The organism is Clostridium sp. DL-VIII (genome assembly GCF_000230835.1).
In the GTDB taxonomy this organism is placed as follows: Bacteria; Bacillota; Clostridia; order Clostridiales; family Clostridiaceae; genus Clostridium.
On record NZ_CM001240.1, the window covers coordinates 5476240 to 5496578 of the forward strand.

The 20339-nt window shown below is 29.9% G+C and carries 18 protein-coding genes; 3 read left to right on the top strand and 15 right to left on the bottom strand.

The features are described 5' to 3' along the window. Positions 1 to 347 precede the first annotated feature (347 nt). The 3 genes from CDLVIII_RS25035 to CDLVIII_RS25040 form a co-directional block, all read right to left on the bottom strand. Entirely contained in the window at positions 348 to 857 is a 510-nt protein-coding gene (locus tag CDLVIII_RS25035; protein WP_009172283.1) for a QueT transporter family protein, read from the bottom strand. A gap of 261 nt (positions 858 to 1118) precedes the next feature. Further along, positions 1119 to 1268: a hypothetical protein gene (locus CDLVIII_RS31635; RefSeq protein WP_009172284.1), complete on the bottom strand. Its 150-nt coding sequence runs from the start codon at positions 1266 to 1268 to the stop codon at positions 1119 to 1121. After that, positions 1258 to 1659, bottom strand: a complete 402-nt coding sequence (locus CDLVIII_RS25040; RefSeq protein ID WP_009172285.1) for a nucleotidyltransferase domain-containing protein — start codon at positions 1657 to 1659, stop codon at positions 1258 to 1260. The genes CDLVIII_RS31635 and CDLVIII_RS25040 overlap by 11 nt, the downstream gene beginning before the upstream one ends. 413 nt (positions 1660 to 2072) lie before the next feature. Here CDLVIII_RS25040 and CDLVIII_RS25045 point away from each other — a divergent pair, with 413 nt between their 5' ends. Continuing rightward, on the top strand, positions 2073 to 3485 hold the full coding sequence (locus CDLVIII_RS25045) for a DUF4317 domain-containing protein (RefSeq protein WP_009172286.1): 1413 nt from the start codon (positions 2073 to 2075) through the stop codon (positions 3483 to 3485). 99 nt (positions 3486 to 3584) lie between these two features. Here the strand turns inward: CDLVIII_RS25045 and CDLVIII_RS25050 are convergent, their stop codons facing one another. From CDLVIII_RS25050 to CDLVIII_RS25060, 3 genes are read right to left on the bottom strand one after another with little or no spacing between them, the layout of a single operon-like run. Then, the gene (locus CDLVIII_RS25050) at positions 3585 to 5042 is read right to left on the bottom strand and encodes an FAD-dependent oxidoreductase (RefSeq protein ID WP_009172287.1); all 1458 of its coding nucleotides are present in this window, start codon (positions 5040 to 5042) and stop codon (positions 3585 to 3587) included. A gap of 42 nt (positions 5043 to 5084) precedes the next feature. Further along, complete coding sequence (locus CDLVIII_RS25055; protein WP_009172288.1) at positions 5085 to 6332, bottom strand: NADH-ubiquinone oxidoreductase-F iron-sulfur binding region domain-containing protein; 1248 nt, start codon at positions 6330 to 6332, stop codon at positions 5085 to 5087. Positions 6333 to 6347: 15 nt separating this feature from the next. Continuing rightward, a complete protein-coding gene (locus CDLVIII_RS25060; RefSeq protein ID WP_009172289.1) occupies positions 6348 to 8459 on the bottom strand; it encodes an FAD-dependent oxidoreductase in 2112 nt (703 codons plus the stop codon). Positions 8460 to 8558: 99 nt separating this feature from the next. On the opposite strand from CDLVIII_RS25060, the gene CDLVIII_RS25065 reads away from it, so the two are divergent. Together CDLVIII_RS25065 and CDLVIII_RS25070 are read left to right on the top strand one after the other, a co-directional pair. Beyond that, positions 8559 to 9377, top strand: a complete 819-nt coding sequence (locus CDLVIII_RS25065) for a helix-turn-helix domain-containing protein (protein WP_009172290.1) — start codon at positions 8559 to 8561, stop codon at positions 9375 to 9377. A gap of 310 nt (positions 9378 to 9687) precedes the next feature. After that, positions 9688 to 10509, top strand: coding sequence for a methyl-accepting chemotaxis protein (locus CDLVIII_RS25070; protein ID WP_009172291.1), 822 nt, complete (start codon positions 9688 to 9690; stop codon positions 10507 to 10509). A 300-nt stretch (positions 10510 to 10809) separates the two neighbouring features. Here CDLVIII_RS25070 and CDLVIII_RS25075 read toward each other — a convergent pair whose 3' ends face one another. The 9 genes from CDLVIII_RS25075 to CDLVIII_RS25115 form a co-directional block, all read right to left on the bottom strand. After that, positions 10810 to 12363, bottom strand: coding sequence for an ABC-F family ATP-binding cassette domain-containing protein (locus CDLVIII_RS25075; RefSeq protein WP_009172292.1), 1554 nt, complete (start codon positions 12361 to 12363; stop codon positions 10810 to 10812). Positions 12364 to 12584: 221 nt separating this feature from the next. Next, positions 12585 to 13586 carry an acyltransferase gene (locus CDLVIII_RS25080; RefSeq protein ID WP_009172293.1) on the bottom strand — a complete coding sequence of 334 codons (1002 nt, stop codon included), beginning with the start codon at positions 13584 to 13586 and terminating at the stop codon, positions 12585 to 12587. 310 nt (positions 13587 to 13896) lie between these two features. Next, on the bottom strand, positions 13897 to 14172 hold the full coding sequence (locus tag CDLVIII_RS25085) for a CD3324 family protein (protein ID WP_009172294.1): 276 nt from the start codon (positions 14170 to 14172) through the stop codon (positions 13897 to 13899). Positions 14173 to 14653: 481 nt separating this feature from the next. After that, on the bottom strand, positions 14654 to 15751 hold the full coding sequence (locus CDLVIII_RS25090; protein ID WP_009172295.1) for an L-dopachrome tautomerase-related protein: 1098 nt from the start codon (positions 15749 to 15751) through the stop codon (positions 14654 to 14656). 133 nt (positions 15752 to 15884) lie between these two features. Next, positions 15885 to 16658 carry a class I SAM-dependent methyltransferase gene (locus CDLVIII_RS25095; protein WP_009172296.1) on the bottom strand — a complete coding sequence of 258 codons (774 nt, stop codon included), beginning with the start codon at positions 16656 to 16658 and terminating at the stop codon, positions 15885 to 15887. Between the two features lie 445 nt (positions 16659 to 17103). After that, positions 17104 to 17967, bottom strand: a complete 864-nt coding sequence (locus CDLVIII_RS25100; RefSeq protein WP_009172297.1) for a transporter substrate-binding domain-containing protein — start codon at positions 17965 to 17967, stop codon at positions 17104 to 17106. A gap of 86 nt (positions 17968 to 18053) precedes the next feature. Continuing rightward, positions 18054 to 18791, bottom strand: coding sequence for an amino acid ABC transporter ATP-binding protein (locus CDLVIII_RS25105; protein WP_009172298.1), 738 nt, complete (start codon positions 18789 to 18791; stop codon positions 18054 to 18056). 42 nt (positions 18792 to 18833) lie between these two features. Continuing rightward, a complete protein-coding gene (locus CDLVIII_RS25110) occupies positions 18834 to 19514 on the bottom strand; it encodes an amino acid ABC transporter permease (protein WP_009172299.1) in 681 nt (226 codons plus the stop codon). Beyond that, positions 19495 to 20157: an ABC transporter permease subunit gene (locus CDLVIII_RS25115; RefSeq protein ID WP_009172300.1), complete on the bottom strand. Its 663-nt coding sequence runs from the start codon at positions 20155 to 20157 to the stop codon at positions 19495 to 19497. The genes CDLVIII_RS25110 and CDLVIII_RS25115 overlap by 20 nt, the downstream gene beginning before the upstream one ends. Positions 20158 to 20339 lie beyond the last annotated feature (182 nt).

The following is a 20339-nucleotide window of genomic DNA, read 5'->3' on the forward strand; positions in this document are numbered from 1 at the left end:
ATATTCTCACGATACTTAATTTAAATACATACTTTTTCCTCAAAAGGTATAAAATAAATCTTAAAATACAATTTTTTCTTATTCTTATATGAATATCTATAATATTACCAATAATGTACTTTTAATGAAAATATATTGACTTTTTAATAATATATTACTTTTATATTAGATTTTTTATTTCTGATTATGCTATATACTTTAATAATTATAGATAATATAAAAAAGCCTCACAAAAATCTAAATTATAGATTTTCATGGGCTTTATGTGAAATCTAAGCAGCTTATTATAAATGCAATAAACTCGAAAATTATTTTTGCCATAATTCTAAAAATAGTGATTATTTATTTTAATTCTTATAGATTACAAACACTTTATCAAACCTATTTTGTAGTAATTTAATAACCGGTACTCCAACTACTGTAACAACAACAAATTCTCCAATTGTAACTTCTCCTATTGATAATAAAAGCGGAAGCTGATAAACATAGTTAAGCATCCATCCGATTATTATACCATTAAAAATAGTAGGCCATAATGATGCTATTATTAATGAAGTTTTATTATTCTTTACAAACTTTCCTGTAATTGAAATAGCATAAACGCTAATAAAGGTTGCTAAAGTACCAAATATAATATCCATAATTCCATTTGGCCCGAGCATATTTGCAATAAAACATCCAATGGTAAGTCCTGCAATATAAAAAGGATCAAAAAATGCCAGTAATACCATTATCTCGGATATTCTGAATTGTATAGGTCCATAGCTTATTGGCGCTAATACAAATGTTATAACTGCATAAAGAGCTGCTACAATAGCTGTTTTAACTAATCTATTTACTGTTTTATCATTATTCATATAAATTTCTCCATTCTGTTAACAATACTTTTTAAGTCAACATTACATATCATTTTTCAAAAGCCTTCAAATGAAAAAAATCGTAGGACATATCCTACGATAAATAAACTCAACAAAAATAAAAGATTCCACTAATAACAAATTAGTTTAAATCTTTATTGTCCTTAATTATTTAACCGTAGTTTTATTTTAAGTCAGGAGGCTTTCGAACTGACCATATGTTATTTTAACCTATACGATTATATCAAATTGCTGTATTTATTACAAGTTATACGTTATGACGTTTAAAATTATTGAATCCTGCTTTGTATACTCTTTTAAATTATCTGGATTATTATCATATACTTCTTTAATCCTATTTATGCACCTTTCAATAGTTTCAATTTTATTAAAGATAACATCATTTCCCATATACAGTTCCTCTTTCTTTAATCTTCTTTAAAATAACTTCACGTTCTTCATTTAACATTGCGTATGATTTAAAAGCCCTCATTTCAAAATACATCCTCTTAGTTTCATCGCTGCAATATATTATTTTACCTGTACCTACTACTTGAGCCTTAAATACCGTTGATGATGCATTTAAATTTATTAAATCCACATCTCTATTAAAAACATCAGCCAGCTCTTGAGCTTTAATGAAACATTCATAATCATTTACATCATTATCAGTTAAAAAAGCAATATCAATATCGCTGTCATCCCTAAGTCTATTTTGGGCCGCTGAACCAAATAAGTATATGACTATAGGATTAAATTCCTTCTTTAGTATTTCAATAGCATTATCTAATTGAATCTGCAAATTAATCCCTCCTAAAATATTCTAATTTCTTTTTGACTCTTTGGCTTCCTATTAATTATATTATATCCCATAAATTATTCACATTAAACCCAAAATTGCACTAACCTAATTTCCTCGTTAGATTTTTAAATTGTCTTTAACACTGAGATTAATGCTTTTCTACATTTAACCTATGAATATTTACTTAAGGGACATGCATCCTAAATGCAATTTTATTATTGCAACATATATACTTGCAGACATCTTCCTTGAACACTATACTATATTATGTAACATACTCCTTACTATGTACTAAAGCACATAAAAAACTAACAAGTTAATCTGCCTTGGTGTATCTAATAAAAACATTCATGGCTAATTTGGACTTGCTAACTTTTACGTGCTTAATAACTCATGAAATGAGAGGGCGATATATGAGAAAAAAAGATATATTAGAATTAAAAAGACGTTTAAAAAAGGACGAATGTACATTTACCAAAATGTGTGGCTGCTATGTAGATGGTCAAAAAAATATTGTATTAAATCTTAAAGAAACCTTCCTTAATCTAAGGGAAGAAGAATTTTTCAAATACTTAGAGATTGCGAAAAAAACATTATCAGGTACAATCGGAAATAATATTCTTGAACTTAATTTTCCTCTTGAGGAAGAAGGTGTAGGCAGCAGACAGCTTTCTCTAATAGAACTAAAAAAAAGCAGCTTAAAAAATGACGTTCTACTTAATAACTTCTACAAATTAATCATAGATAGTTATGACTATACAGGTAATTTTTTGATACTTATCTTTCATGATGCTTATGATGTCATGACAAAAACTACAGATAATTCAAAATTAGATGAATCAGAAGAAGTATATGAATATATTTTATGTGCAATATGCCCAGTATCACTCTCCAAGCCAGGCCTTGGATATATTGAGGATGAAAATCGAATCGGAGCACGTATTAGAGACTGGGTAGTTGGTCCTCCAGATCTTGGATTTGTATTTCCAGCTTTTATAGACCGCAGCACTGATATTAATTCAATCATGTATTACACAAAAGATGCAAAAGAGCCACATCCTGAATTTATGGAAGAAGTTTTAGGCTGTAGTTCAAAACAAACTGCAACTGAGCAAAAAGAAAAATTCCATACTATTATTCGTAATGCTATTGGATATGATGATGAAAAATCTGACCGCTTAATTATGGAAATTCAAGATACTCTAAATACTATGATAGATGATCATACTACTGTTAATGGTAAGAACTCTGAACCCATAGTTTTAAATAATGATAATATTCAAGATATTTTAATTGAAAGTGGAATTCCTGAAGAAATTACGGAAAAAATTGAAAAATTATATTCTAGAGAATTTGGTGATACTCCTCCTGCAGCAGAAAATTTAATTGATAAAAAAGTACTTGCCGCAAATGAACAAAGAAAAAAGGAAGAAACACTTGAAAAGAAAGTACGAATACTTGAAGAAAGACTTGAAAAAACAAAGCAAGATACTAACTTAGATCCAGAAAAAGAATCAGCTTTAGATGCAGAACCTGAATTGGCTTTAGAGTCAGATGATAATAACACCTTTGAAGCAAAAGCAGATATTGCTTTAGAAACAGATGCTAATATTAATTTAGAACAAGCCTCCGAAGCTGAGCTAGAATCCGAATCCGAAATAGATGCTGAGGAAAATTCAGTTCCAAACTATGATATAGTACTTCAAGTAAAACCTCAAAAAGTAGCTCAAATAAAATCACAGATAATAGATGGAAAGAAATGTATTGTAATTCCAATTGATGATGATGAACAAGCTAAGGTAAATGGTGTTAATACACCACTTTAGGCATATGAAAATAAATAACCCACTAAAATCTAGATTAATATAGATTTTAGTGGGTTTAAAGCATTACCTTTAAAATTCTACAAAAGCAATTAAACTTTTCTATTCTTCTGTAAAATGCTCTTTAATGTATTTAACAGCACTTTCACCAGCGATTCTTCCTGAATTTACTGCAAATCCTAGAGTATTTCCTGGAAGTATAAATACATAATCAGGATTGCATACAGAATTTGCATCTGTTCCTGCTGCAAACAAACCTGGTATCACTTTATCTTCAGTATCAATTACTTCTGTGTTGTAATTAATCTTAATTCCACCTAAGCTTCCGTATGCACTTGGAGCAAACTTTAAAGCATAGTATTTTGGTCCAACTAATGGTTTTAGATATTTTGGATTTTTATTAAATACTGTATCTGTTGACTTGCAGCTTTCATTATATTCATTGATTGTCTTTACAAGTCCTTCCTTATCAACTCCTGTTTTATCTGCTAATTCTTCAATAGAATCTGCAATAAATAAAACATCATTTCCATTCTTGATTAGATCATTCATTTCCTGCTTAAAATCATCCATACTTATATTTGAAGTAACTACATTAATTAAATCTAACCCATTTTTCTCATATAGCTTCATAATACTTTCATCTATAATTGAAAATGCAGTTCTATTTTTTTGCCTGCAAATAGCGTTAACTGAGAATACAGGATTTTCAACTACAGCTTCATCATAAAATCTTTCTCCATCTAAATTAACAAAAAGATTTGGTTGTCTAAATGGAAGTTCTATTGGAGCATATCCACCTGTATTAGGTGCAAAGAAAACTAGTTCCATATCCATTCTGTCTCTTGCTGCGCCAGCTTCCCATGCCATACTTATTCCATCACCTGTAAGTCCTGGAATTCTATAAGAGAATAGATCTTTTCCCCATTCAAATTTTGTATATTTTTTAATGAATTCTGGACTGTCTCCAAAACCACCTGTTGCAATAATAACTGCTGAACCATATGCTTCAATTTCTCCATCTTTATCTTTAGCAACTACCCCTATAACTTCACCATCATCTTTAATTAAGCTTTGAATTGGTGTTTCAAGGCATATCTTAACGCCTAATTCTTCTGCTCTATCAGTCATTGCTTTAATCATGGTAGCAGCAGCTCTAAGACCTGGTGCTCCAGTTTTGGGTTGTACAATATGCCATGTTGCTTCTGAACCTGGGAAGTATTTTGATGGCAATGCAAATTTTACTCCCATCTCCTCTAACCATTCAATTGTACTAGCTGATTTATATAGGTAGTTTTTCACCAATCTAGCATCTGAACGCCAATGAGTATAGTCCATAAATTTTTGGAATGCTCCTTCTCTTGTACAATCAACAAGTCTTTCTTTTTGCATTTTTGTTTCTACTCCTAAAAGCCCCATTGCCATGTTTGCACATCCACCAGTTGTGTTTGCCTTTTCAAATACAATAACTTCTGCTCCTTGCTCTGCAGCTGATATAGCTGCTGCCATTCCTGCTGCCCCTCCACCTACTATGATTACATCTGCTTCCATTTCACGCATTTTTCTTACCTCCTAATATTTATATAAAATTTTAATTACTAGCTACTTTCTTCTTCTTCTTCCAAGTCCAAGACCTTTCTTTTCAACAAATGCACTTTCTTCAAAGCTTCCAGCCTCTATTGGTTCTAAAGGTAGATTAGGCTTTATATTTCCATATCTTTTAACTGCTTTTAAGCTACATATTTCTTCACATTTTCCGCATTTATCACAAGAATCTTGATCAATAATATGAATAAAATTTGTTTCTCCTTTTATTGCTCCTTGATGGCAATCAATACATTTACTGCAGCCATCGCAGATTTTAGGATCAATATAATAATTTGCATAAGAAATGCAGTCTAATGTATTACATATTTTTCTATCAATATGCTTTTCAAATTCATCTCTAAACTTATTAATACCAGTATATAATGGATTTGAGGCACTCCTTCCAAAATCACATAAAGTTCCAACTTTTATAGTTTCAGATAATTCAATTGCTAAATCTATATCGCTATCCTTACCCTTACCTTCAGTTGCATCCTTTATTATTTTATAAAGCTGATATATTCCTTCTCTACAATATACACATTTTCCACAAGTTTCTTTGCTATTAGCTAACATTTTTTCAGTAATCCATTTTACTATACAAGTATCTATGTTATATACTTCAATTTTTCCCACTTGCATTATTGTGCCATTTCCAATCATATTTTCATATGTGAATGCTACATCTAATTCGTCTTCAGTAAAAACAGTTCCTGTATTTCCACCTACTTGTACAAATTTTATTGTCTTTCCTGATTCAGTACCATTACCATATTCGTCTATGATTTTTCTTAAAGATGTACCTAATGGAATTTCATATACTCCTGGATTTTTAACATCTCCGGCTATAGAAACAATTTTTCTAGGGACATAACTTTCTTCAGATAAAAAACGACTAAGTGCCAGCATAGTTTCTGCATTATGAACAAGAGTGTGTTCATTAAATACTTCTGCTTCAAAAGCTTTATGATTATCTACTAAAATTACTTTTAAACCTTGCTTTTCTAATTCTATTAAGAAATCACTATAACATTCACTAAGATAAATCTTACATTCATTTATTTTTAGTTCCTTCATGCATATCTTAATTCCATCAGCAGCTTCATTTATATATTTTTCTAATAAATACTTAATATTTTCACTTTGTCTGCTGTCTTCAATAAAAAGGCATGCCAACTCCTTAAAGCTTGACCTTTTCCATTTGTCTGCCACATTTTTATTTTTAATTCCATATCCTGATATTTTTATATCTTCCAAAACCATTTTTTCCTCACCTCCCTATTTAACTTTATATTCTGTCCAAAATTTTGCCTTCGTAAGCTGAGGACGTAAATCACATTGAAGACATCTGGAAGCTTCACATTGTGCTGCTTTTTCATCCAGACCAACTGTCATTAACTTAAAATTATCAATTCTTTTATCAACCGAAATGCACTTATAATGATTACATTCTTTTTGAGCAAAATCCTTTTCTATTTCTATCTTTCCATCTAAGGGCTGATCTGTTGATAATATTTCTTCTATGTTTCCATCTCCCCCTAAATATATATCAATATTTGAAGCTGCTTTCCTTGCACCAGCTATGGCTTGAATTACAGATGCAGTTCCCGTTACTGCATCACCAACTGCAAAAACTCCATCTACACTGGTTTTACAAGTTTCATCAATATTAATTAATCCTTTAGCATTAACTTCTATTTCTTCAAAGCCAGTAAGATCTGCCTTTTGACCTGTTGCAAAAATCACCATCTCTCCTTGAATTAAATGTTCAGAATCTGGTTTTATATTTAAGACCAATTTTCTATTTTCATCAAAGTGAAAATCTTCTACTTCTTGGCACAAAAGTCCGGAAACCTTTCCTTCACTTTCCTCAATTTTTATAAAAGTTCTGCTATTATAGATTTCAATTCCTTCTTCTTTTGCTTCATCTATTTCTTCTTGGCTGGCTGTCATATTTTTCTCATTCTCCAGACAAACAACAGCTACTTTTTCACAGCCAAGCCTCTTAGCTGACCTTGCGCAATCAAACGCTACATTACCGCCACCTAAAACAATAACTGACTTTTTCATAGTTATATCTAAATCAATTAAATCTCTTCTTAAAAAATCAATATTTACATATACATCCTTTAAATTAGAACCTGGAATCGGAATACGCACTCCCTTATCTGTTCCTATTGCAATTAAAGCTGCATCATATTCTTTGTCCATTAATTCTTTTATAGAGTTAACTTTCTTGTTTGTAATAATATTTACTCCTGCTTCTTTGATAATAGCAATTTCTGATTCTACAACTTCCTTAGGCAGACGATAATCTGGTATACCAGCTGATAACATACCTCCTGAAACAGGAAGTTTTTCATAAACATCAACACTATGTCCTAATTTTGCAAGATAATATGCTGCAGTTAATCCAGCTGGTCCAGCCCCTATAATTGCAACCTTTTTATTAGTACTTTGCTTTTTAAAAGCTTTCTCTTTCCATTTTTGTGAATCCACTTCAGCTGCAAATCTTTTTAAATCACGAATAGAAACTGACCCATTTATATCTTTTCTTCTACATGCAGCCTCACAAAAGCGCATACAAACAAGTCCCAAAGATTTTGGAAATGGTGCTTTCTCACGAATTACTGCTGCTGCTTCTTCATAATCTCCATCTTTTATAAATCTAACATATTTAGGAACATTGATTCCTGCTGGACATTCATGTTTGCATGGTATCAATACATCATTTCTGTTTCCATCCTTGAATATTCCCTTTTTATCTTGTAATGCTCCTGTTGGGCAAACTTCAACACATGCACCACAAAAACGGCAGTTAGCATCTATTAAGGATAGATTATCTTTAATTCCTACATATGTTCTATCTTCTTCATTCTTATCAAGTCCTATAATTCCTACTCCTCGTACATCTCTACACACTCTTATGCATCTACCACATGCAACACATCTGTTTAAATCTCTTATAATTAATGGATTGCCAGTTTCAACTGGAACTGCATTTAAAGTTCTTCTAAGTCTTGAAGTACTTACACCTAAGTATTGTATTAACGACTGCAACTCACATTTTAAATATTTGGGGCATGTTGTGCAATCATCTACATGGTTTGCAAGCATTAATTCCATTGATAACCTTCTCATAGAATCTAACTTTTCAGACTTTGTTTTAATTATCATTTCTTTTTCAACTTTTGTAGTGCATGCTGTCTGAATCTTATCCTTACCTGCTATTTCAACAACACATAACTTACAGCCTCCAACAGCCTCCAAGTCTGGATGATGACAAAGATGAGGAATATAAATATCAGCTTCTTCAGCTACTTCCATTATAGTTTTGTTTTCGTCAGCATATAATTCAATACCATCTATTACGACTTTAATCTCACTCATATTAACCTCCAAATTTCTTGACTTTAGTAAAAAAACTAACTTATACTATAAATATAAACGTTACCATAATGGTAAAGTCAATAGGAGTGTGTGAAAAAAATGACAAATTTATATACAATCGGAGAAGTATCTCGCTATATGAACATATCACCTAAAATATTACGCCATTATGATCATTTAAATTTATTAAAGCCTTGCTATATTTCCCCTGACACTAAATATCGATATTTCAGTTATGATCAATTTTTTATAATTGATGTTATTCGTTATTTAAATAAAACCTTATTAATTCCATTGGAAGACATAAAAAATTTACTTGATGAAAACAAAGATTATGATACATTATTAACATTTTTAAAGGCTCATGGCGAGCAACTTGATAAAAAAATTGCAGCTCTTGAATTCTCAAAACAAATCACTGATACCCTAATTTCTGATATTAAAGATCGAAAGAAACATCCTCCAAATATTCAAATATATGAACAATATCTGATGAGTCGTAAACTTTATTATGTTGAACTTGATACATCCATTTATGATATAGATAAATATGTAAATCGAAATATTAATAATATAATCACTATAGATAGTAAAGAAAATAATACTATGTGCCTCTTAATTTCCTTGCAAGAATATATTGAAACACACAAGTTAATAGTTAAAGGCTTTGGTATATTTTCTGATAAAGCAATACCTGGATTAAAATCCAGAATTCTTCGTGAAGGCAGATATATTAATCAACGCTTTATTTATTCAGAAAAAAATACTGAATCTGCCATAAATGATTTAACTAAATATGCTAATAGCAACAATATAACAATTGACACTACAGCTTTTTTAGTATCAAAAATGGTAGATTTATCTGCATGTTCAAAATATAATTATTTGATGGAGCTTCAGATAATGCATCCCATGTAAGCAAACTTTTATTATATATATATTGCAATTTGCAATGTACAGTTCACAATTAACAATTATTGAAGAAATCCTGTAAGGATTTCAACCATAATTGTCAATTGTACATTGTAAATTTTCAATTGCAACATATATATACTATGTTGCAATAATAAATTTACATTTGGAAGGCTTATAGGCTAAGTAACTATCTAGATGTAAAATGCATAAAACTAATTGCGATATATATAAATTTAATTTCATAATATGTGAATTTTATAAAATTATGTAGTATAATGTAAAATAACTAACAAATTATGAGAGGTGAATAAATATGACTAAAGAAATAATCAATTCATTAAAAGATGTACTTCCACTACTTAAAGATATGGTTAAGGAAGATATTGCTGTATCAATTACAGATACTGAAAAATTCATAGCTTATTACCCTAATGAAAAAATTCCAATGAAATTAAATGTAGGGGATAGGATACAGGAGGGGGACCCTTATCTTGAAGCTATAAGAACAAAAAAAATCACTTCAAATATTTTACCGAAAGAAATATTTGGAATAGTATTTCAAGGGATATGCTACCCGCTTATTGATGATAATGGTGATGTCTTTGGAGCGGTTGGTATTGCAAAAAGCCTTGAAAAGCAGACTATTATTCAGGACTCTTCTGAAAACATTTTCAGTTCTATAGAACAAACTGGTTCAGGTCTTGAAGATATAGCAAATTCTTCTCAAAAATTAGCTGCTGCTATAAATAATATTGTAAACTATACAAAAACAACTAATGAAAGGCTGCAATATATTGATTCAATACTTGTTTCAATCCAAAATATTGCCTCTCAATCAAATTTATTAGCTTTAAATGCTGCAATAGAATCAGCTAGAGCAGGTGATGCAGGAAAAGGCTTTAGTGTGGTTGCAAATGAAATGAAGAAATTATCGCAGCTTAGCAGCGAATCCGGTAAGCAAATATCAAATGTAATGTTGCAAATAAAAGAATCAATAGCACACATTGAAAATGAAATATCTGAATCAAGCTTAGCTGCTGATTCACAGGCTGCTGCTACTGAAGAATTGACTGCTTCTATGGGTGAAATAACTTCTTCTATTGAAACTTTAAAAAACATTGCAAAGATTCAATAACAATAATTTCAACCCTTATAAAATAAATATAAATTTGCATCTAAATAAAGTAACTTAGTTATTTTATGACTGTTAAAATTAAAAATACATATTATTTAGATAAGTATATATTTACTTATTCTGAATTAAAAAATGGCCCATGAAATCAAAGTTTTTGATTTTCATGGGCTTTATTTTTGAAGACAAAGTACCATCTTCAAATTCAATAATATCCTATGAATTTTCTGTACCGCAAAAACTATATAGTGACATAGTTCTCCATATAAATTTTGTATTTTTCTTTACATTTATTCATTGATATTATTTATTGCAACACCTCCACTCCTCGCAATTCCATACATCTGTTGCAATTTCTTTATAAAACTCTGGTTCATGACATACTATTATTATGCTGCCGTCATATTCCTTTAAGGCACGTTTAAGCTCGTTTTTAGAATAAATATCCAAGTGATTTGTTGGTTCATCTAAAACCAACAGATTACTAGGTTCATTAATCAGCTTGCACAGCCTAACTTTAGCCTGCTCTCCTCCACTCAATATATTAATAGGGCTGTCTATATGCTGCCTTGTTAATCCACATCTAGCAAGATTACTTCTCACTTCTGTTTGAGTCAAATCTGGAAAGGTGTTCCAAACATCATACAAAACCGAAGCAGTATTATCTTCTATGATTTCCTGTTCAAAATATCCAATCTTTCTATAATCGCTTAAAGTTATTTCACCATCTATTGGTTTTAATAATCCAAGCAAGGTTTTTAGGAGAGTAGTTTTCCCTAAACCATTAGCTCCTGTTATTGCAATTTTTTCTCCTCTTTTCATTTTTAAATTTAGAGGTTTACTTAAAGGTGTAGTATATCCAATGATTAGATTATTTGCTTTAAATATTATACTTTCTGGCAACCTTACACTTTTAAAGTTAAAATGAGGTTTTATAATTTCTTTTTTTATTTCTATCTTTTCAATTTTATTAAGCTTTTTCTCTCTTGACTTAGCCTGCTTTGAAGTTGAAGCTCTTGCTTTATTTTTTCTTATATAATCTTCAAGCTTTGCGATTTCATTTTGCTGTTCTTTATATTCAATTAGCCTCTGCTCTTTTCGTATTTCATAAAGCCTTACAAAATAATCATAATTTCCTTCATATCTTGTTAAGGTTTTGTGCTCAAGATGATAAACTACATTCACTACACTATTTAAGAAACTATTATCATGAGATATTAATATAAATGCACTTTCATAGTTTTTTAAATAATTTTTAAGCCATTCAATATGCTCTTCATCCAAATGATTAGTCGGCTCATCTAATAATAAAATATCCGGTTTCTCTAAAAGCAGTTTGGCAAGTAAAACCTTAGTCCTCTGTCCTCCGCTTAATGTTGAAACATCCCTATCTAGGAGCTCCTTAATTCCAAGGCCAGCTGCAGTTGCCTGTATTCTGGAATTAATGCTGTAAAAATCACTTTTATCTAAAATTTCCTGCATAGTTGCAATTTTTTTTAAACATTTATCCATTTCCACTTCATTCATATTACCAAGCTTGCTATATAAATCATTAATTTTATTCTCTATATTAAATAAATTTATAAAGGCTTCCTTTAAAAAATTAAATGCAGTAATTCCTTCTTTTAAATCAACCCATTGATCCATATATCCAATGCTAAACTTACTATTCCAATCAATTTTACCTCCATCTGGCAAAACCTTATTTGTAATAATTTTCATAAAGGTTGATTTTCCCTCTCCATTTGCACCAATAAGACCAATGTGTTCCCCTTTTAATAATCTAAAAGAGGCATTGCTAAATAATATTCTATCGCCAAATGAATGACTCATGTTTTCGATTGATAAAATACTCATATTATTCATCTCCTCGTGTCCTCATAATGAATAATATCATTCCCCAGTGCAAAGACCAAGTTCATAAATAATTCTGCAATATTTATAATCGCAAGAAATATTTATAAAAATAAAAAATCCCCAGAGTGAGTATACTAACTATCCCAGAGATTTCTATACGCTTTAATTTAGGCACAATCAAAAAAATAACAAGCCCATCTGCCAGACTATTTTCATGTGCCTTATTTTAAAATAATATTCTTTAATTTAGTCTTTCTAATCAAGGTGATTATTAAAGCAGATAGACATAAGGTAAATATAAACTTAATCATTGAGTTTGCAGCAAATGCAGGTAAAAGTATAATAATCCAAATCATTATTATCTGATGTGAACAATATAGCCCTATACTGTATTCCTTGCAGGCTTTAGAGACTTTAGATGAAATATTTTTACTATACTCAATTGCCCAAATAAATATAAGTGGTGCTGAAATTATGGCAGATAAATACATATTAGCATCTTTAGCAATACCTGTTTTATTTAATAAAAATGTTTCAATTAATAATATTATTATAGATATTATACTTAATAAACCTGCTTTTTTTATTTTTTCATTTAATTTATATTTACTTATTGCTGCACCTAAAGTTACGAAAAGAACTGATTCAGTAATACCTACTTGAGGAAGAAAGAATATTCCTGTGTAGCCTTTAATTAAAGGATTTAACACAGTATTTTCATATAATCCATTATAAGTATCTCCGCTTGTCCCAAATAAATATAATATAAACCCAACTATAAGTAAAAAAGCTATTTTATCTCTTCTTAGTAATGGCGCTATTATAAAAATAGTAATAATTAAGGAAGATATATACCAAAGGCTTCCTGTAATACCTATAAATAAAAATCTTTGAATAATAATTCTTATTGGCATATTTAAGTTACTTAATACAACTGGAATCAAAGTTACAGTTTCTATAAGAACCCATGAAACATAGAGTACTAATAATCTTTTTAATGTAGCTTTAGGTTCTTTTGGCGATTTGATTCGATTATATAAAAAGTAACCTGATACTATAAAGAAAAACGGTACTGCAAGTCTACAAATCCCCATGCTAGTTGCTATCCGTAAATTTTCATTTACAGACTGAAATGCCATTGTATGAATCATCATAACTAAAATAGCAAACACTAAACGTAATACATCAACCATCCCATAATAAACATTATTTTTTGTTTCCATATAACATACTCACTCCCCTTTACTAAATTTATTACTTTCTTTAATATTCCTAATTTTTAAATACCCACTACTAAACTTTACGTTAAATAATTGATTATATGAATTCTATTTTAAAACTGTTATAACTATTTAGGCACAATCAAAAAAATAACAGCCCAGTATTCTTGCCTCTCACCTTACTTATACAAATATAATAGTATAAGTAATAAATCTTGGTAACGTTAAACTTCCAAATTATACATTTTTAAAGACAAAACGTCACTTAAGGCATATCTTTCATAGTAATAACTTTGAAAAATATGCCTTAATCTTAAGTAGAATTTCTTTGCTTTCTAATTATTCTTCTAATACTTCCTTCTGTCAAAAAATATTTTTCCGATAACACTTTAACAGACATTCCAGAGTAATACTCATTAATTATTTCTTTATCTCGTGCTCTAAGATATCTTTTAGTTTCAGTATTCTCTCCCCAGGATTTTTTATTTTCATTTTTCCTAGGTATATAGATATATCCACCATCAATATAATCTTGAATTATTTCAATTATACCGTCTGGCAATACATTTTGTGCTTTTTCATATTTCATAATTTCTTCGCTCCAATCAACATTTAATATATAAATGAAGATGCAAAGCTTGCTTTAGCATAATCAAAAAATTAATAGCTCAGTACATTTACCTATACTTCATCTATTATTTTCATTCATATGCACAAAATATGAAAAACTCAAACTTTATATATTGGCTCCAAGCAAAAGTTTTTCACATCTTACAATCTTTGCATGGAGCTAACTACTATTGCTAAAAACATAGTTAAATCACTTCCTTTTATTTTATATTATGGCATTTAAGTGATTGATGTCAATCTTAATAAAAAAATCGAAGGCGACTGTGGAGCCGGAGATTTTTTTACGCATCTGCCTTTTCGAACGCATGTGAGAAAAATCTGGCAGGCGAATAAGATTTATTTTTTATTCTTTTTGACACACAAAACCTACTTAATTGGCCTTTTCAATAAGTTATCCACAGCTTTAACTTTATTATAAATTCCTAAAGAATAAAAAAATACTATTTTGTAGGAGCAGGTAATTCATTAATTTTCATTTTAAATAACACATAAGGTTTTTCTCTTAAATCTTTTCCATAATGATATTTTGCTTGTCTATGCAATTGGTTGGCTGTAAAATACAAATATTTATCTGTACCTATTGAGAGTGTATCTGGCCATAGTATTCGTGGATCATGAGCAATAGTTCTCATGGTTCCGTCTGTCCAAATTATTCTAATGCTGTTATTTTCATAATCTCCAGCATATATTGTTCCTTTTGAATCGGTGATCATACCATCAGATGCACCCTTTTCTCCTAAGTATTTAACACAAGAAGATAATTCTGAGTTTGTAATCTTTCTGTTTCTTAAAAGCTCCGTTTCTATAGAATATAAGTTTCGACTTGCTAACGCGCAGTAATAAAGCACTTCTCCATCAGGAGATATTGCAATTCCATCTGATGACGTTGTAATTCTAGAGGTTGCTCCACTATTACTTCTATTAAGTAATACCTTACCTTCAACTTTAGGAAGAAAATTTTTGTCATAGGAAGTTGATTTATCTCCATTTAAGCGTCTAAATGCTTTTCCACTGCATAAATCAACTACAATAATTCCACCTGGTCCCTTATCTGCTGAATCTGTGATATATGCATATCCTTCATCTCCAACACGATAATCTATACGCACATCGTTTAAATAAGTAGTAGGTAAAACTACATCATCAGAAAAAGTATAGCTTCTTTTAATTTTATTAGTAGCTAAATCTACACAAACAAGTTTTGCTCCACCTTTTATAGGTCTCGAAAATTTTGGTGCTGCTGTATCCAATACCCAAAGAGCTCCTCTACCATCTGAAACAACACTTTGCACGCTTATAAAACATTTATCTAAATTATCATAATCTACCTCATTTGTACTTAAATCAGGATATGGAACTAACTTATTTTTAATTATTTCTGCTACAGTGAACTTGACATCATCTCCCCATTTAGGAAAGTTTACAAATATACGTCCATTTTCTGAAATAGTAACTCCAGTAGGCATTGCTCCATAAAAAGTGAAAACTTGTTTCAAATCACCAAAAAATCTTTCTGCAGGCAGCTTTTTATGTTTCATGTATTTCTCCTTTTTATTCTTATAATATGCCTTTTATATATTTGTTGTAACAAGATTAAAAAAGCCCACAAAAATCTAATTTCTAGACTTTCATAGGCTTATGATTAATATGAAATACATACTAAATTCATTATTATTTTCTTAAAATATCTAAGGTATGTCCGCTTGCTCCAAGTAAATCTGGTCTTTCACATGTAGAAAAATGATAATCCATAAAAAGCTTAAAGGTATCGTCATCCATAGCACTTATAACAGTTCTCATATAATTAGCTGGTCCATCTGCTGCAACTAATTTTATTCTTTGAAGTTTTACTTCCTCGTTCAATTTATTAATATCTTCAATTCTTACATAATCATATAAATCTTCCGGCTTTGATACAACGTGAAAATCCTCAGTAAGTTTTCCATTATCAATAGATGAACGAATATTATTTTCCTTAAAACCATATGTTATTACGCTATATTCATTCATACAATAAGCTACTAATATAACACCATAAGGCTTAGTTACTCTTTTTGCTTCCTGCAGTGCTTTCACTTTATCTTCAAAGGTATATAAATGATACATTGGTCCAAATACCAATGTCATATCAAAAGTATCATCTGAAAATCTTGATAAATCCAATGCTGTTCCCTGATATGCTTTTACTGTACTACCTTTTGACTTTAATACACCTAAATTGTGCTTTACAAGTTCAATTGCAGTAACATCATAGCCTTCATTTGCTAGTTGTACAGAGTATCTCCCCGTGCCAGCACCAACATCTAAGATTTTTGCATTTTTACTATCATCTAGATAATCATGAATATACTTCATTGAAGTAATATATTCAACTTGCCCATATTTTCTTGTTAATCTTTTGTCCTCGCAAAATTTATTGTAGTATTTCTCTAGTTCACTTGTCATATCTTTATATTCCTCATCTATTATTATATTAGAAATTATTAAATTCCCGTTACACTACTTTTATATATATTCTAACAAATATTATACTATATATTGCGTTAAAATATAAACTTTCTTTGCAAATACTGAAATTGGATAAGGCAATAAGAACCAAAAAAACATAGTGCTCCTAGTATCATGAACTTGATAAATTTTCTCAGAGGAAAGTGGTTGCACCACGCTTCAATTGATAATTTGCAATTGACAATATACAATTTCGAGTAAAATTCCTTATAGAATTTTTTAACCTTTATTGACACTTGTACATTGTTCATTGTCAAGTGAAACCTTTCTAATTTCTGATTTAATGAGTTTTCTTATCTGAAAATTCTATATTTTCCTGTACAATAAAAATGGGGCTGTCGCACTAAAGAATGCGACAGCCCCATTTTCTATTCTCTATTTTTTATTCTTTTTCTCCACCTTCAACTACAATTTGATCAGCAGTAATATTGTCTGGGAAACTTGCCTTTAATGTGTCCTCATAATCTTTATGGAAGAATTGTTCATCTTTTAATTTACCTTTAATTAAGCCATTTACATAATCTAATAATTCATTATTTCCTTGCTTAACAGCACCAGCTATATAATCTTTATTACCTAATTCTTTAATACCAACTACATAACCAGGATTCTTTTTCGCCCATACAAGTACTGTTGTATTATCTTGTGAAAAAGCATCTGCTCTACCTGAAGTCAAGGCTTGGAAACCATCTGAAACAGCATCTACTTTTACTATGTTTGCATCTGGAACATTAGTTGAGAAGTACGAATCTTGTGTAGTACCTGTATTAACAGCTAATGTTTTACCCTTTAACTGATCTGCAGATGTTATAGGATTCTTTTCGCTAGAAACCACACCTATAGAAACTTTTTCATAAGGTAATGTGAAATCTACACTTTTAGCTCTATCATCTGTAACTGTGAAATCTGCAAGCATTAAGTCTACTTTTCCTGTTTGTACATAAGCAACTCTGTCTGCTGGATTTACAACTACCCAAGTGATTTTATTTTCATCACCAAGTAATTCCTTAGCAACTCTTTTACCAAATTCTACATCATAACCTTTATAACTTCCATCAGCATCTTGATAGCAAAATGGTGCATCATCTGAAAAAATACCTATTTTTATTGTATCTGCTTTTTTAATTGCAGCTATTGAACCAGGTTGTGCACTTGCTCCTGATTGACTTGTATTTCCACAGCCTACCATCCCTACTACTAATGCAAGACCAGCTAAAATTGTTAAAATCTTTTTAGTTTTCTTCATTTTATTCACTCCTAAACCATAAATAATAAATATAAATTTTATATAAAACATTAAATATCTTATTTCGATACCTAATTATTAGACAACTAATTCTCTGATAAATTTAAAAATCTTTTTGCTTCAACTGTATCTGGAGAGCTGAAAAATTTATCTGGTGTATTCACTTCTGCAATTTTTCCGCCTTCCATAAATATAATCTTGTCAGATACTTTTTCTGCAAATGCCATTTCATGTGTAACAACGAGCATAGTAAGTCCTTGATCTTTTAACCCTTTAATTACATCCAAAACTTCTCTTACCATTTCTGGATCTAATGCAGCAGTAACCTCATCAAATAATATTATTTCTGGATTCATCGAAAGAGCCCTGCAGATAGCTACCCTTTGTTTTTGTCCACCAGATAATTCTCTTGGATAAGCTAATTTCTTTTCTGCTAACCCTACTCTCTCCAAATGCTTTAAAGCTTCTTTTACAGCCTCATCTTTACTTTTCTTTTCTACCTTCATAGGTCCTAAAATAATATTATTTAAAACATTCATATGCGGAAATAAGTCATAACTTTGAAATACCATACTTATCTTTTTTCTTATCTCACACCAATGTTTATATTTAGCTCCAGGTTTTGTAATTAACTCTTTATTTAAATATATTTCTCCGCCTTGAATTTCTTCTAATCCGTTAATACATCTTAAAAGCGTTGATTTTCCGCAGCCAGAACGACCCAATATAGAAATTACCTCACCTTTTTCCACATCAAAACTAATATCATTAAGTACAGTATTTTCTTTATAGGATTTTTTAATATTTTTTACACTTAGTAACATGTGTTTCACCTCTTGTATGCAAAATTCGTTTTTGATTGTGTCTTATATCACCGAAACTTTCTTCTCTAAATATTTTGAAAACAATGATAAAGGATAACAAATAATAAAGTAAACAATTAATAGGATGAAATACATCGTAAACGAAATATAACTATTAGGATTGTTGTAATATACTACCTGAATAATGTTTTGCGAAACCTTTAACACTTCTGAAACACCTATTAAAAATACTATATTAGTGGTTTTTATAAGACGCGTTGCCAAATTAACTATAGCTGGTATGCTTCTTATTACTACTTGTGGCAAAATTACATATCTATACATTTGAATTTTTGTAAGCCCTATGGCTGCACTTGATTCAAACTGACTTTTTGGTAGACTTTCTATATAGCTCCTTACTAAATCACCAATTTCGAAAGTTCCCCACAATGTGAAAACAATAATTGATACAACCATATTATCTGTTTGTATATTAAAAACATAAGACACACCAAAAAAGAACACAAATAACCAAATTAAAGGGTGAATTAATCTAAATGCTTCTAATAAGACTCTTAATACAATGTTAACTAATTTATTTTTTGAAGTCATAAGTACGCCAACTATAAATCCCAAAATAATAGATAATACCAAAGAAATAGCGGATAATTTTATAGTAACAACAAAACCATCTAATAACCTTGGAAAAGCTTGTATTATATTATCAATTCCCAAATTCTGCAAAACGTATCTTCCTTTCTAACATTGAAAATCCATAAGACATTGGTATCAAAATAACCAAATAAGAAATAATCATCATTATAATAATAGGAACAGTCAAATCTGCACGTAAACTTATTATTGCAAAAGCTTGATAAACTATTTCAGGAAGTAAAATTATTTTCATCGTGGATACTTCTTTGGTTAAAAAAATAGCATTGTTGTTTAATGCAGCAATAGAAATTGAAATTGATTGAGGTAAAATAAGATATCTCAACGTATCAAATTTTGATAACCCTATTGCCATTGCAAGCTCTTTTTGATTTTTTGAAATTGCTTTTGTACCAGAATAAATAGCTTCACACATATATGCACCCCCTAAGAGAGAAAGCACTATTACAGATGAAGTAAAACTATCTATCTTCATAAATACTTTAGGTAATCCATAAAAAATGAAATAAGCCTGTATTAATGAAGGAGTATTTCTAAAAAATTCCACATAAATATAAATAATAGTTTTTAATACAGGTATTTTATAATATATAGCTATACTGCATATAAACCCTATAATAAAAGCTATTATAATAGATAAAACTGCCACCTCTATTGTCACAAGTGAAGCTTTTGCAAATATACTAACTAAATTAAAAGTATTGTTTATCTCCATAGAATCTCCTTACCAAAATGTTTGTTTATATACTTTTAGGCACTCTAAATATATCTACTTCTTTAACAGTAGATTTTTTAAGATATTTTACACATTTCCTATCTTTTTAATATGATATAGTATTTTATATACAATGTCAATGGGTTTAGTATATTTTAAAACTCACCTACCACATTTTATAT

Coding starts and splice junctions, on each gene's coding strand:
- CDLVIII_RS25035 (WP_009172283.1), bottom strand. CDS start 857: ATGAATAATGATAAAACAGTAAATAGATTAGTTAAAACAGCTATTGTA.
- CDLVIII_RS31635 (WP_009172284.1), bottom strand. CDS start 1,268: ATGGGAAATGATGTTATCTTTAATAAAATTGAAACTATTGAAAGGTGC.
- CDLVIII_RS25045 (WP_009172286.1), top strand. CDS start 2,073: ATGAGAAAAAAAGATATATTAGAATTAAAAAGACGTTTAAAAAAGGAC.
- CDLVIII_RS25050 (WP_009172287.1), bottom strand. CDS start 5,042: ATGCGTGAAATGGAAGCAGATGTAATCATAGTAGGTGGAGGGGCAGCA.
- CDLVIII_RS25055 (WP_009172288.1), bottom strand. CDS start 6,332: ATGGTTTTGGAAGATATAAAAATATCAGGATATGGAATTAAAAATAAA.
- CDLVIII_RS25060 (WP_009172289.1), bottom strand. CDS start 8,459: ATGAGTGAGATTAAAGTCGTAATAGATGGTATTGAATTATATGCTGAC.
- CDLVIII_RS25065 (WP_009172290.1), top strand. CDS start 8,559: ATGACAAATTTATATACAATCGGAGAAGTATCTCGCTATATGAACATA.
- CDLVIII_RS25070 (WP_009172291.1), top strand. CDS start 9,688: ATGACTAAAGAAATAATCAATTCATTAAAAGATGTACTTCCACTACTT.
- CDLVIII_RS25075 (WP_009172292.1), bottom strand. CDS start 12,363: ATGAGTATTTTATCAATCGAAAACATGAGTCATTCATTTGGCGATAGA.
- CDLVIII_RS25080 (WP_009172293.1), bottom strand. CDS start 13,586: ATGGAAACAAAAAATAATGTTTATTATGGGATGGTTGATGTATTACGT.
- CDLVIII_RS25085 (WP_009172294.1), bottom strand. CDS start 14,172: ATGAAATATGAAAAAGCACAAAATGTATTGCCAGACGGTATAATTGAA.
- CDLVIII_RS25090 (WP_009172295.1), bottom strand. CDS start 15,751: ATGAAACATAAAAAGCTGCCTGCAGAAAGATTTTTTGGTGATTTGAAA.
- CDLVIII_RS25095 (WP_009172296.1), bottom strand. CDS start 16,658: ATGACAAGTGAACTAGAGAAATACTACAATAAATTTTGCGAGGACAAA.
- CDLVIII_RS25100 (WP_009172297.1), bottom strand. CDS start 17,967: ATGAAGAAAACTAAAAAGATTTTAACAATTTTAGCTGGTCTTGCATTA.
- CDLVIII_RS25105 (WP_009172298.1), bottom strand. CDS start 18,791: ATGTTACTAAGTGTAAAAAATATTAAAAAATCCTATAAAGAAAATACT.
- CDLVIII_RS25115 (WP_009172300.1), bottom strand. CDS start 20,157: ATGGAGATAAACAATACTTTTAATTTAGTTAGTATATTTGCAAAAGCT.